At 51.2% G+C, this 13257-nt stretch carries 12 protein-coding genes; 11 read left to right on the plus strand and 1 reads right to left on the minus strand.

Annotated features, from left to right (window positions below; genetic code table 11):
- Positions 1-19: 19 nt before the first annotated feature.
- From AC0YOA_RS21775 to AC0YOA_RS21825, 11 genes are all read left to right on the plus strand, one after another.
- Entirely contained in the window at positions 20-796 is a 777-nt protein-coding gene (locus tag AC0YOA_RS21775; protein ID WP_475767099.1) for an SDR family NAD(P)-dependent oxidoreductase, read from the plus strand.
- Between the two features lie 152 nt (positions 797-948).
- Entirely contained in the window at positions 949-1488 is a 540-nt protein-coding gene (locus AC0YOA_RS21780; protein WP_475788393.1) for an NADPH-dependent FMN reductase, read from the plus strand.
- A 223-nt stretch (positions 1489-1711) separates the two neighbouring features.
- Positions 1712-3109: an ABC transporter substrate-binding protein gene (locus tag AC0YOA_RS21785; protein WP_475788394.1), complete on the plus strand. Its 1398-nt coding sequence runs from the start codon at positions 1712-1714 to the stop codon at positions 3107-3109.
- Positions 3102-3989, plus strand: coding sequence for a carbohydrate ABC transporter permease (locus AC0YOA_RS21790; RefSeq protein ID WP_475788395.1), 888 nt, complete (start codon positions 3102-3104; stop codon positions 3987-3989). The genes AC0YOA_RS21785 and AC0YOA_RS21790 overlap by 8 nt, the downstream gene beginning before the upstream one ends.
- Positions 3990-4001: 12 nt before the next feature.
- Positions 4002-4880, plus strand: coding sequence for a carbohydrate ABC transporter permease (locus tag AC0YOA_RS21795; protein ID WP_475788396.1), 879 nt, complete (start codon positions 4002-4004; stop codon positions 4878-4880).
- 21 nt (positions 4881-4901) lie between these two features.
- The gene (locus AC0YOA_RS21800) at positions 4902-6023 is read left to right on the plus strand and encodes an efflux RND transporter periplasmic adaptor subunit (protein WP_475788397.1); all 1122 of its coding nucleotides are present in this window, start codon (positions 4902-4904) and stop codon (positions 6021-6023) included.
- An 80-nt stretch (positions 6024-6103) separates the two neighbouring features.
- Positions 6104-6793 carry a response regulator transcription factor gene (locus tag AC0YOA_RS21805; protein ID WP_475788398.1) on the plus strand — a complete coding sequence of 230 codons (690 nt, stop codon included), beginning with the start codon at positions 6104-6106 and terminating at the stop codon, positions 6791-6793.
- The gene (locus AC0YOA_RS21810) at positions 6790-8646 is read left to right on the plus strand and encodes a sensor histidine kinase (RefSeq protein WP_475788399.1); all 1857 of its coding nucleotides are present in this window, start codon (positions 6790-6792) and stop codon (positions 8644-8646) included. Before AC0YOA_RS21805 ends, AC0YOA_RS21810 begins: the two co-directional genes overlap by 4 nt.
- Before the next feature lie 341 nt (positions 8647-8987).
- Complete coding sequence (locus tag AC0YOA_RS21815) at positions 8988-9164, plus strand: hypothetical protein (RefSeq protein WP_475788400.1); 177 nt, start codon at positions 8988-8990, stop codon at positions 9162-9164.
- Between the two features lie 122 nt (positions 9165-9286).
- Entirely contained in the window at positions 9287-10552 is a 1266-nt protein-coding gene (locus AC0YOA_RS21820) for an FAD-binding protein (RefSeq protein ID WP_475788401.1), read from the plus strand.
- 157 nt (positions 10553-10709) lie between these two features.
- On the plus strand, positions 10710-12014 hold the full coding sequence (locus AC0YOA_RS21825; protein ID WP_475788402.1) for an MFS transporter: 1305 nt from the start codon (positions 10710-10712) through the stop codon (positions 12012-12014).
- A 113-nt stretch (positions 12015-12127) separates the two neighbouring features.
- Here the strand turns inward: AC0YOA_RS21825 and AC0YOA_RS21830 are convergent, their stop codons facing one another.
- Positions 12128-13081: an L-lactate dehydrogenase gene (locus tag AC0YOA_RS21830; protein ID WP_475767116.1), complete on the minus strand. Its 954-nt coding sequence runs from the start codon at positions 13079-13081 to the stop codon at positions 12128-12130.
- Positions 13082-13257: the final 176 nt, after the last annotated feature.

Genomic DNA, 13257 nt, shown 5'->3' on the forward strand with positions numbered 1-13257 from the left:
AAATACTGGAGGAATCGAAATGGAAAGATTGAATGGGAAAGTTGCATTGATCACAGGAGGAAACAGCGGTATCGGTCTGGCAACTGCAAAATTATTTGCAGCGGAAGGGGCGAAAGTAGTTATTACAGGCCGGAATCAGGCTAAGTTATCCGCCGCGGCCGAAGAGCTTGGTGTCAATGCCTTTGCCGTCCAGATGGATGCAGGTGATCCGGCAAGCATGGAAAAAGCGGTGGCTGCAGCGGTGGACAAATTCGGTAAACTGGATGTAGTTTTTGCGAATGCGGGCATTGCCGGACATACACCTCTGGGCGGGACCGAGCTGTCTGTATTTGAGGAAATTATCAAGGTCAATGTTACTGGAGTATTCTTTACCGTACAAGCGGCCCTGCCGCATCTGAAGTCTGGGGCGTCGGTCATTTTGAACGGCTCGGTGCTGGCGTCATTGGGCGCTTCCGGGTATTCGGCGTATGCAGCTAGCAAAGGTGCGGTCAGAAGCATGGTTAGAGTGCTGGCTACCGAGCTGTCGCCTCATGGGATCCGGGTGAATACGATTGTTCCGGGAGCAACCCGTACGCCAATCTGGGGACAATCGACGCCTGAAGGCATGTCCAACCTGGAGAATGCGCTATCGCCCTCCATTCCGCTTAATCGCCTGGCCGATCCGGATGAAGTCGCCAAGGCCGTCTTGTTCCTCGCCTCGGATGATTCCTCCTATATCCAGGGTACTGAAGTCGTTGTCGATGGAGGCGCAACTTCCTCGCCGGCTGGGGCTCCCATCTATCGGGCAAAAGGATAAGGAAGCAATTGGCGCTTGTTTACTCATAATTACGAAATAACTCGAATATTGTGGGTGCGGTGTTCCCCCCAAAGCGGCAGGACTCGCCCCATATCGACGGGAAATGAAGCTCAACGCAATACTCAGCAAATATTAAACAGGAGGTAATAACAATGTCTAAATTAAATATTGGAATTATTTTGGGAAGCTCCCGTCAAGGACGCGTGAGTCCACAGGTAGGAGAATGGGTGAAAGGGATTGCTGACAAACGGGGTGATGCAAACTATGATATCGTAGATATTGCAGACTTTAAATTACCATTTGTTGGAACTGAAGATGGCGAAGAGCAGGTAAAGGCCTGGTCAGAGAAGCTGAATAGCCTGGATGGATTCGTCTTCGTTACGGCAGAATACAACCATAGCGTGTCGGCGGTTTTGAAAAACGCGCTCGATTCAGCCCGGGAGGCCTGGTACAATAAGGCAGCCGGCATCGTAAGCTATGGTTCATCAGGCGGAGCCCGTGCTGCCGAGCATTTACGTGGAATCTTGTCAGAGCTAAGCGTTGCGCATGTCCGTGTACATCCAACATTGTCCTTATTTACAGATTTCGAAAATTACAGCGTGTTTAAACCGGCTGATTTACATGTAAACAATGTTAATTCCATGCTTGATCAAGTGGTTGCATGGAGCGGCGCATTAAAGCCTTTGCGGTAAAGCTGTTTTAAATATAGGAGCTGTTGAATACTTAGAGGCTGTCACTGTCAACATGGTCACAGTCTTATGCAAAAAAACAGAATTGAGCAAGGCTATTCAGCAATCGCTGCTGGGTAGCCTTGTTTTGCAATCTTTATTTCATCTTGATCTGTGCTTCATCCTTTCTTGACCTGACTTTACTAAACTAGCCTGGTAGTCAAGACAAATGGAAGGATGAAGAGAATTGAAAAAAAGCATACTGTTCCTTTGCATCGCGCTGATGCTATCCATTACGGCCTGCAGCGGGGGCAATGCGACACCTGGCTCGCTATCAGGCGGCGCAAACACGGATCAATCAACACAACCGGACAGCAGCAAACCGGAGAGCGCGGCTTCAACGTCCAATCCTTCCCCAACCCCCGCCCCCGATCCCAACAAAAAAAGCACCATCGTTTTATCTATGTACGGTTACGATCAGTATTATGATGACGCGAAGAAGGCTTATGAGAAAGAACATCCGAACATTACCGTCGATCTGAAGTATGTAACCAAGGACTTTGACCCCTCCGGCACGCTGGTGGAGAAGTTCAGGACCAAGACGAGCGCCGATTTCCTCAGCGGCAAAGGGGCCGATATGATCGTCACGGATGATTTGCCGATTGAAGGTTTCATCGGTAAACAACTCTTGGCCAATCTGAGTGACATGATGAATGGCGATACATCCTTTAAAAAAGAGGATTACTTTCAGAACATCCTTGATGGTGTGAAGGAAAGCGACGGCAGCGTGTATGCCATGCCCCTGTCCTTCTACGTGTCCGCCCTGCTGGCGGATGAGAATGCGCTAAAAAGCACGGGTGTGACTATTGGCGACAGCAGCTGGAACTGGGAGCAGTTCGCCGCCACCGCGAAAAAGCTGCCCATGACAGGCAGGTACAAATACGCTTATACCGAGAAGCGAGATAGCAATTTTCTGTATGCGCTGGTGACTGCGTCGTATTCCCAATTTGTGGATCGGGTCAACCGGAAAGCCCATTTTGATTCAGATGCGTTTATCAGCCTGCTGAATCAAATAAAGCAGCTGGAAAAGGACAATGTGGTAAGCTTTGATTTTCGAAATTACGAACATGTATATTTCCGGCAGACGGATATTTCTTCCTTCGGCGATTATATGTTCAGGGTTGCAGAAAGCAAGTTTGAAAAACCGGCGCTATATCAGGTTCCCAAGGGCGAAGGGCAGCAGGACGGCGGATCCTTTTCCCCGCTTTCCAACATCGCCATTAATGCGAATTCCGCCGTTAAGCCGGAAGCGTGGGACTTCCTCAAATTCTTGATGTCCAGGGGAGCAGGCAATGTGGACAAGGAACCGGACGGGAGTTACTCGGTGTATACTACGTTTCCGTTATCCAAGATCATATTTGCAGCGCAGGAGGCTAAGTTTGTGCAGGACGGCAAGGCCAAGCAGGAGGAACTTCAGACTGTGACTGACTTTATTTCCAAAGCGAGCAACCGGAAATCGACGCTCCCCTACGAGATCGAAATCCTCATATGGGACGAAACGCCGGCCTTCTTCAGCGGGCAGAAGTCGGCCGAGGCCGTTGCGGACATTATGCAAAACAAAGCGACGACTTACCTCAATGAATAAGCCGCGGTTCCGGTTTCCCGGACGGCTGAAGAAGGACGGGCCCGCAGCCTTGCTGTTTCTTGCGCCCAGTCTGCTCGGCTTCTCGCTGTTCTATGCGATACCCTTTGCCATGGGCATCTATTACTCCTTCACCGACAAGCTGCAAGGGGGTTCCTTCGCCGGGTTAGCCAATTACAGGGAGCTGCTGTACAGCAGCTCCTTCCGCCAGGCGGCAGCCAATACGCTGCTTTTCACGGGGATCAGCGTTCCCATTCTGATCGTGCTGTCGCTTGCTCTGGCACTCATGCTGAATCAACGGATGTGGCTTAGAAACGGGCTGCAGACGGCGGTTGTTCTGCCCCTTGTCGTTCCGGTTGCCTCTATCGTCATGGTTTGGCAAATATTCGTTGACTGGAACGGCACCTTGAACAGCTGGCTGCACTTCTTGGGACTGCCGCGGATCGATTGGATGAACTCGAACTGGTCCATGGCCGTACTGGTGCTTATGTATATCTGGAAAAATATCGGCTACAATATGATTCTCTTCCTTGCCGGTCTGCAGTCGATCCCCCAAAGCTATTACGAAACGGCCCGGATCGAGGGAGCAGGCGGCATTCGCCAGCTATTCGGCATTACGCTCGTTTACTTGATACCGACCATGTTTTTCGTCATTCTTATTTCGATTATCAATTCGTTCAAGGTATTCCGGGAAACCTACATGCTTGCCGGAAATTATCCGTACGATCGCATTTATATGATGCAGCATTATATGAACAATATGTTTGTCTCGCTGGATATTCAGAAGCTGACGGCGGCCGCTACGCTGATGGTCGGCTGCATTATTGCTCTGGTATCGGGCCTGATATCGGTCGAACGCCGGTTTCAGCAAAATCTGGAGTAATGGGGGGAGCTTATGCGGAACATTCGTGCGCTTCCCAGGGCGGTGCTGTTTACTTTACTCGCTGCAGTGGCGGCACTCCTGCTCATTCCAATTGTCCTCACAGCCGCAAACTCGCTCATGACCCAAAACGAGTTCGCCGCTAATTACGGCTTGATCGGTACGATGACCGATGCCGCAGCAGGGGACAAGGATGCCTTTGTCAATCTGAAGCTGATACCAGACTGGGTGACCTTCGCCCAGTATAAAAAACTGCTGATTACGACGCCGCGGTTTCTGCAGATGTTCTGGAATTCGGTAGGACTCGTCACGCCGATCGTCGCCGGACAGACACTGATCGCTTCTCTGGCCGCTTATGCCTTTGCCAAGCTCCGTTTCAGAGGGCGGGATGCGCTGTTCATGGTCTATCTGATGACGATGCTCATGCCGTTTCAGGTTACACTGGTTCCCAATTACATCATCATCGACCGATTGGGATTATTCAACACAACGGCGGCGATTATTCTGCCTGGCATTTTCGGCGCCTTTGGCGTATTTATGATCCGTCAATTTATGGCTCAAATTCCGAATGCCTATATGGAAGCTGCCAAGATGGACGGTGCGGGACATGCCGCCATTTTCGTCCGGATCATCCTTCCCTTGGTCAAACCGGGCTTGGCTGCGCTGAGCGTCCTGCTGTTCGTCGACTATTGGAATATGGTCGAACAGCCGCTCATCTTTCTGGAGGATGAGTTCAAGCAGCCGCTGTCGCTCTATCTGCTTCAGATCAGTGAACAGGAAACAGATGTGGTTTTTGCCGCTTCGGTCCTGTACATGTGCCCGATGATCCTGCTGTTCCTGTACGCCGAAACTTATTTTGTCGAGGGCATTCAGCATTCGGGAATCAAGGGGTAATCAAGTATCAGGAGTGATGAAATGGAAGCAGACTTCAGATCCGACGATTCTAAAAGCCGAAAGCGAAAAATCCGCCTGCTCGCCGGGTTGTTTTTTGGCTTGCTGATCGTCCTCACATTATTCAGCAATACGTTGTTTGCCTTGACGCTGCCTAAAGTTACGGTGGAGCAGCCCGAAACCGGTCTCCTGAATCAGGAGTTTAAGGGAAGTGCCGCCTTGAAGTTTGTGTCGGAGCTGGATCTATCGAACCCGGCGGGCGGGAAAGTCAAACAGGTGCTGGTCAAGGAGGGTGATGCCGTCCAGAAAGGACAGGCACTCATCATGTATGAAAACAGCGAGACGGAGCAGCAGATCGAGGCGGAGCGGGACGCGCTGGAGAAGCTGAAGCTCCCTGTGCAAAGCCTGCAGCGCGACTATATCGAAGCTGCTGCCAATGCGGATTCGGGGGCACAAAGCGACGCCCGAATCGCATTGGAAAGCGCGCGGCTGGATATTGCCGCTCAGGAAAGGCGTATTCAGGCACTGGAGGGCCAGCTTGCCGATCAACAAAAGCTGAAAGCCCCGTTCGACGGCATTGTAGAAGCTGTTCATGCGGTGGAAGGCCTGCCTTCAGGCACGGGGGAAGGTGATATCCGCCTTGTTAACTCGGATAAGGGACTGCAGTTCGAGATGCAGGTGCCTGTCAATATTGCCGCCACGCTGGATACAGCCGAGCCTTTGGAGGTCATGATTTCAGGCAAGAGCGGCCGTTCCGTTCAGGGAAATATTGTGGAAATCGGAGAGAGCGATGCCCCTCAGCCAGGCGAATCGGACCCGGAAACGATTCGTCTGCTCGTCAGCCTGCATGATGAGGCTCTCCGCGAGGGTGACCGGGTTGAGCTCAATCTCACGACCAAGGGGGACGGGAACGCGCTTATCATTTCAAGCCAGGCGGTCCATAAAGACAGGGACGGCGCCTATGTGTTTGTTATCGACAATAAAAAAGGCCCGCTTGGCAATGTCAACTTTGCAAGAAAGCTGTCGGTCACCATATCTGCCGCCAACGAGATGAGAACCGCGGTTGTCGACAGCTTAATTGGCAGTGAAAAGGTCATTGTGGAAAGCAGCGATCCTCTGGCCGAAGGCACTCAGGTCCGCTACTAGCTAAACACGCCGGCTCCCTTTTCAAATCGAAGTTTGATATGATGGAACGGTAAACAAAGGACACGACTTGGGGGCTTCGCATGGACGTCAGGACGATTTTAGTTGTGGAGGATGAACCCATCCTGAGGGAAATCGTGAAAGATTATTTTCTGAATGAAGGGTATGAGGTGCTGGAGGCTGTGGACGGCGAACAGGCCTTGCAGCTGATTCAAGACAGGAAAGTGGACCTCATCATACTGGACATCATGCTTCCAAGACTGGATGGATGGTCAGTTTGCCGCCGCATACGGAAGACCTCCGATGTTCCGATTATCATGTTAACCGCACGAGTGGACGAAGACGACACGCTGCTTGGCTTCGAGCTCGGCGCCGACGATTATGTCACGAAGCCGTATAGTCCGCCGGTTCTGCTGGCCAGAGCAAAACGGCTGCTCGACAGCCGCTCGCGGCAAAGCCAATCGCCCGGCACAAGCGATACATTGATCCGTCACGGCATCCGCATTCATTTTCCATCGCGGACGGTGGAAAGCGACGGGGTGTCGATCAACCTGACGCATACGGAATTCGAGATTTTGAGCAGCCTGATGCAGAACCAGGGCATTGTGATGACCAGGGAGCAGATGATCACCAAAATCTGGGGATACGAATACGCCGGCGACGATCGTACGATAAATACCCATATCCGCAATTTAAGAATCAAGCTGGGTGATAAAGCGAAGCTGATTACAACCATTGTCAGAACCGGCTACCGGTTTGGGGCAAGCGTATGACAAGCCGTATCGTACTGAAGCTGTTTCTGCTGACCATCCTGTTGTGTACGCTTATTTTGGCGTCTATATACGTTGGGCAAACGGTATTTTTCAAGGATTATTATGTCAATCAGAAAGTGAAAGACATCCAGACAAGCCTGCAAAGCTATAAGACGCAGTATGAATCCGGCGAGGGAGACGCCAGGCTCGCGCAATCGCTCGTGCAGGACTTTTACCGGGATCACGGCGCATGGCTGGCGGTTCTGGACCACAATGGCGAGCTGATCCAAACCGACGCGTTCGACATGGAATTGACCGGCGAGAGCCTGAGCGGGCAAACCGTGACCTATAAGGTGCCGCTGTATCACTTGGTGAGCGCGGACGAAGGGGAGGGTTTCAAAGGCTTCCTTGCGGATCAAACGCCTTTCTGGATCTACGGCATCGTGAAAGGGAGCACGTTAATTCCGGCAGCCATCCGGACAGAGAATAACGGAAGCGGGATCAAAATCGAAACGTTCGAAAACGCGCGCTTGAAAAGGATAATGACCGACCTCGTAGCGGACAAATTGAAAAAAATGGATGAGAGCCTGGCGAAGAAATTGAACTATGAATCGGACTTTAATGGCAGCAAGGCGGAGCTGTACGATCCGTTCACTTACATGCAGGGCAAAGTCGTGAAGACACGATTCCAGATGCTGGACGATACGAATAGTCTGCTCTATACGAATGCCTTGTTTCTCGATCAGATCAACGTTTTCCAGACAGAGCTGCTCTTGAAATACGCTCCCGGGGATGCGGGTCCTCAAACACTGGACTTCGAGCAGAGCAACGCGAAATACAAGCTGATCGTTCAGCCGATGCGCGGCTCCGACGGGAATACCGCCTATCTCTACGCGATGGCATCTCTCCAGCCGGTCGATGAAGCTGTGCAGATGGTCCAGAGCTACTATATGTACATTATCGCGTTTGTAGCGCTGCTGGTCCTGCTTGCTTCCTTTTACTACTCCATGACGATTGCAAGACCTCTGCTGAGGGTGAACCAGATGACGAAGAAGCTTGCCAACCTTGACTTCACGGCAGTGATCCCGATTAAATCGAAGGATGAGATCGGCGATCTGTCCAGAAATATAAACTCGCTCTCGCAAACGCTGCATTCTTATATCAAGCAGCTTCAGGATGACATCGAGAAGGAGAAGCAGCTGGAGAACACGCGCAAGGAATTTATATCCGGTGTATCGCATGAGCTCAAGACACCTCTCAGCGTGATGAAGAGCTGCATCTCGATTCTGAAGGACGGCGTGGCCGCCCACAAAAAGGATCACTATTTCGCAGCGATGGAAAAAGAAGTGGACAAAATGGATGCGCTCATCGTCGGGATGCTTGAGCTGGCCAAATTTGAGTCGGGCACGTATCAATTGAAGATGGACGAGTTTGATATCGACACCGTGATCGAAGCGGTTTGCGAGCAGTTCAGGGCGGAAATGAACGAGAAAATGCTGCGGCTGCACCTTCAGTTGTCACCTGTCAAAGTTGTGGCCAGCCAGCTGCGCATTGAGCAGGTCATGACCAATTTTATAACAAACGCGATCCTGTATACGCCTGCAGGACAAGCAATCAACGTGACCGCCATTGAAGAGGCGGATCGGGTCGCCGTCAGCGTGGAAAACATGGGCGCCCGAATTCCGCCCGAGCAGTTGGATAAAGTATGGGACCGTTTCTACCGCGGAGACACTTCCCGCCAGCGTTCCATGGGAGGCACGGGGCTGGGACTGGCCATCTCGAAAAACATTCTTGAGCTGCACGGAGTGGAATACGGAGCCGCCAATACGCAGAATGGCGTCGCCTTTTATTTCTATCTGAATAAAAAGGAATAAACTGGGGCGGGTATGCAGCTGGTCATGGAACATGAAGATACACAGCATTTAAATTTGTCCCGAAACCGCAGGGAGCTTTCACCAGTTCACGCGGTTTTTTTTGCGCTATGGCAGCAAACTTTAGGCCAGGTGAAGGATTTGGAAGCAATCGGGATAACCAGAAACCGGGACACGCAGCATGGACTGCTTCGCCGGTATAATGGAGAAAAGTGTATTCAGTAGAAAACATGCCTGAAAGAAATTAAAAGTTAACATAACTATAGTTATGTTAACTAGTTATTATAAAGGTAACATAATTAAAATTATGTTACCTAACTGCTGTTACGAGGCAATTTTGGTTATTGAAAATCCGTATAATTATTCATGACACCGAAGCTGGTGCAGCAGCCGCTGGTTGTCTGCTTCAGAACAAGAGAGACGGTGAAGAAATCCACGGGACTGATAAGGATAAAGGATTTATCGGCGGGGTTATTCGGATGGTCGGGCGGATCGTGCCAAAGCAGGAAGAAAAAATTTAAGCACCCCTGAAAAGAATTGTCGTATTCGTTTGACCCCAAATTGAGGTATGATTAGATTTGATGATGAAATCTTCTATTTACATCGGGTTTATTCGATTTAGTATGGGAAGGAGCATGCACATATGGAAAATGATCGTAACTGGGCTGGCAACTACAGGTATAGCGCCTCTGAACTCCATGTTCCTGAAAACGTGGAGCAAGTACAGGAATTGGTGGCTCGGAGCAGTCAAATCAAGGTGCTTGGCACGCGCCATTCTTTTAATGGTATTGCCGATTCTACTAAAAGCTTTGTCTCGCTTCAGAAGCTTGACCGGGTGACAGCATTAGATCAAACGCGCAATACGATAACGGTCCAAGCCGGAATCCGCTATGGAGAGCTGTGCCAATATCTTCACGGCAACGGCTATGCGCTGCACAATTTGGCGTCGCTGCCGCATATTACGGTTGCAGGCGCGTGTGCAACGGCTACGCATGGATCCGGTGATCGGAACGGCAATCTTGCTACAGCGGTTCATTCCCTGGAGATCGTCAAAGCGGACGGAGAGGTGGCCGTAATCTCCCGTGATCAACAAGACGGGATCATTGACGGAGCGGTCGTTGGACTTGGGGGATTGGGCGTCGTTACAAGCCTTACATTGGATGTGCTCCCGACATTTCAGATGAGTCAGCATGTTTTCGACAACCTGCCTCTGGAGCAGCTTCAAGAGCACTTTGACGATATTTTCTCCAGCGGCTACAGTGTCAGTCTGTTTACGGATTGGAAGAATGCATCATTCAATCAGGTCTGGCTAAAGCGCATCCTGACAGATCAAGTCTCCGCTCAGGGAGAGCCTGATTATTTCGGCGCGACACCTGCAACCGCGCGGCGGCACCCGGTGCCGGGCTATGCATCGGAAAATTGCAGCGAACAGATGGGCATTCCGGGACCGTGGTACGAAAGGCTGCCGCATTTTCGCATGGATTTCACCCCAAGCGCCGGAGAGGAGCTGCAAAGCGAGTACTTCGTGCCGCGCCATGAGGCGTATCAGGCATTATGCGCAATTAACCAGATACGGGAGTACATAGCGCCGCTTCTTTATATTTCCGAGGTTCGCACGATTGCGGAAGACCATTTGTGGATGAGCCCTTGCTATAAGCAGGAGTCGGTAGCGATCCACTTTACGTGGAAATCCGATTGGGAGGCCGTTCAGCAGGTACTGCCGATCATCGAAAAGCAGCTTGCTCCCTTCCAAGCCCGCCCGCACTGGGCCAAGCTGTTTACCATGCCGCCCGAACGGCTGCAGCCCCTGTACGAGAAGCTGCCCGACTTTCAACAGCTGCTCCTTCGTTACGACCCGCAGGGGAAATTCCGCAACGACTTCTTGAATAAATATATTTTGGCGAACTAAACAGCGGCAGTCCGGGACTTTATTCCAAGTCCATGGCTGCCGCTGTTTATATTTTGCACATTTATCGTTCCGGTTCACGCAGCAGACGATGAACTGGTCAACAATCGTCAGCTTATTTTTGTTTGGACTATTCAACTGATGCCGTGTTAATAGTATAATGTATTCTGTTTTCACAATAAGCGGGCTGGACCAACCTCTAACTTCATTTTTATGGCTGGTCCTCGAAAAGGGTGTGAGCCGTATTTTATTTCAATCCAGCGATTCTATTCACAAGCAGCCTTCATTCACAAACTTCTGGGTCTCGCGAATTTTATCTTCAACCGCCTTCCAGATGCTCTCCGTGGCGATCGGATGGCAGATGTATGAGCTAACTCATGACGCTTTCAGCCTTGGACTTGTAGGGCTGGCCCAGTTCTTGCCCATGGTGCTGCTTACTTTCGTTGTTGGTCATGTCGCAGACCGTTTTGACCGGCGAAGAATTGTTTTTTTATGTCAGATCATCGAAGGCGGGATCGCCGCTCTTCTGCTAATCGGAAATTTTGCCGGGTGGCTTGGCCGTGAGCAAATCCTGGTGGCGGCGGCGATTATCGGTGCATGCCGTGCCTTCGAAGGCCCTTCGTCATCAGCGCTGCTGCCGCAGCTTGTTCCAAAAGCCATGCTCCAGCAAGCCGTCGCCTGGACTACCTCGGTCGGGCAAACGTCTCAAATTTTGGGTCCGTCTCTTGGGGGAGTGCTTTATTCATTAGGTCCTGCTTTTGTATACAGTACATCTACTATAGCGCTGCTGGTTGCCGGAATCCTCACTTTCCTGATCCGTATGGAGCCAAGCATCCGAAAGTCGGAACCCGTGTCCATGCGCTCTGTCTTCCTGGGCCTGGAGTTCATCTTTCGGCATCCCATAATCCTGGGAACGATCTCGCTTGATCTTTTTGCCGTTCTGCTTGGCGGAGCTACGGCGCTTCTGCCGATATTTGCGCAGGATATTCTACATACAGGTGCTTGGGGATTAGGATTAATGCGAACTGCACCGGCAATTGGCGCATTATTAATGTCCGTCATTTTCTCGTATTATCCGCTTAAAAAGAACTTTGGACCCATGTTGTTCGGGGCTCTCGCCGTATTCGGACTGGCCACCATGCTCTTCGCCATTTCGACGAGCCTGCTTATATCACTGGTTGCCTTGTTCTTCGTCGGAGCTTCGGATGTGGTCAGCGTCGTTATCAGGTCTTCACTCGTGCAGCTGCAAACACCGGATGAAATGCGGGGCCGGGTGAACGCAGTGAATTCACTATTTATCGGGACTTCGAATCAATTAGGCGAGTTCGAGTCGGGTACACTGGCCGGATTTGTTGGAGCTGTTCCGGCTGCTTTCATCGGCGGTATAGGAACTATAGCCGTCGCTGGCTTATGGATGTATTTATTTCCGTCCCTCAGGCGCCTGCGGTCGTTAACGGAAAGCTAGCGGGATGGAGTAAACGTGATGATGCTCCGGGATAACCGAAGCAACACGCGGCGGAGAAATGAGGAGGGCCTTGCTCCTCTTAAGCTGGATATTACTATATATCAAGAGTTCTTTTACTTCAGATCCAGCGGAGCGGCTGCAGCACGGAGGACGGAGCAGGAATAGGCGAACTGTTCCTGTTCTTTCTCCGTCAGATTCAATTCGACCAGCTCGGCTATGCCGCGCCGTGTCAATATGGCAGGAACGCCCGCGCATAGTCCGTTAACCCCATATTCCCCCTCCAAAATCGCGGAGACTGCCGTTATCTTGTAATCGTCATTCAAAATAGAGCGGACGATATGTGCGATCGCATTTGCAATTCCGTAATGCGTCGATCCCTTCCGCTGCATAATTTCCCATCCGGCGTTGCGTGTTTTCGCAGCAATTTCGTCGAGCTTGATATGTCCGAACCGGTGGGGATGCTGGGCCAGAATGTCCAATATCGGCTTGCCGCCAATCGTTACATGCGACCAGGCCGGGAACTGGGAGTCTCCGTGCTCACCGAGCACATACCCCTGCACGCTCCGCGGGTCTACGGGCAAAAACTCGCACAGCAGCGTCTTCAGACGGGAAGAGTCGATTGAAGTGCCGGTTCCGATCACTTGGCCGCGAGACAAACCTGATAGCTTCCACACCATGTAGGTGACGATATCGACCGGGTTCGCGGCCACGACGAAAATACCGTTGAAGCCGCTCTTCATGATAAGGGGAATAATCGTTTTATAAATCTCATAAGAGCTGTCCAAGAGAGCAAGCCGGGTGCCGCCCGGAATCGGACTTGCCCCCGCACATAGAACAACGATGTCGGCATCGCCGCAATCCTCATAACCGCCGGCGTAAACTTTCGTCCGTGTATGTGTGAAATCCATACAATGCGACAGGTCGAGCGCCTGCGCGTAAGCACGTTCAGCCGTCCTGTCGATCAGCAGAATTTCGTCGCAGATCGACTGATTAACCATCGAATATGCACAGCTCGCCCCAACAAATCCAACGCCGACAACCGCCACTTTCCGTGTTTTGCTTCCCATTGCCCGATCCCCCGCTCTCGTGATGCATTTGCTTCTATTATATGATATTGCGCGGTTAAGTTGTCACTATTGTGTAATAAAGAATCACATTAACCAGACAAGCTTTAAGCAGAGACCACAGGGGCAGTTATTATTTCTCGCCTCCAACTGAAAAAACCGCCAAACCCTTGATTATC

The organism is Paenibacillus sp. JT22N12 (genome assembly GCF_056269365.1).

What these genes read in the sequence shown, in the direction of transcription:
- AC0YOA_RS21775 (WP_475767099.1), top strand. Translation starts at nt 20, where the DNA reads ATGGAAAGATTGAATGGGAAAGTTGCATTGATCACAGGAGGAAACAGC.
- AC0YOA_RS21830 (WP_475767116.1), bottom strand. Translation starts at nt 13,081, where the DNA reads ATGGGAAGCAAAACACGGAAAGTGGCGGTTGTCGGCGTTGGATTTGTT.
- AC0YOA_RS21825 (WP_475788402.1), top strand. Translation starts at nt 10,710, where the DNA reads ATGTATTCTGTTTTCACAATAAGCGGGCTGGACCAACCTCTAACTTCA.
- AC0YOA_RS21810 (WP_475788399.1), top strand. Translation starts at nt 6,790, where the DNA reads ATGACAAGCCGTATCGTACTGAAGCTGTTTCTGCTGACCATCCTGTTG.
- AC0YOA_RS21805 (WP_475788398.1), top strand. Translation starts at nt 6,104, where the DNA reads ATGGACGTCAGGACGATTTTAGTTGTGGAGGATGAACCCATCCTGAGG.
- AC0YOA_RS21820 (WP_475788401.1), top strand. Translation starts at nt 9,287, where the DNA reads ATGGAAAATGATCGTAACTGGGCTGGCAACTACAGGTATAGCGCCTCT.
- AC0YOA_RS21790 (WP_475788395.1), top strand. Translation starts at nt 3,102, where the DNA reads ATGAATAAGCCGCGGTTCCGGTTTCCCGGACGGCTGAAGAAGGACGGG.
- AC0YOA_RS21795 (WP_475788396.1), top strand. Translation starts at nt 4,002, where the DNA reads ATGCGGAACATTCGTGCGCTTCCCAGGGCGGTGCTGTTTACTTTACTC.
- AC0YOA_RS21800 (WP_475788397.1), top strand. Translation starts at nt 4,902, where the DNA reads ATGGAAGCAGACTTCAGATCCGACGATTCTAAAAGCCGAAAGCGAAAA.
- AC0YOA_RS21780 (WP_475788393.1), top strand. Translation starts at nt 949, where the DNA reads ATGTCTAAATTAAATATTGGAATTATTTTGGGAAGCTCCCGTCAAGGA.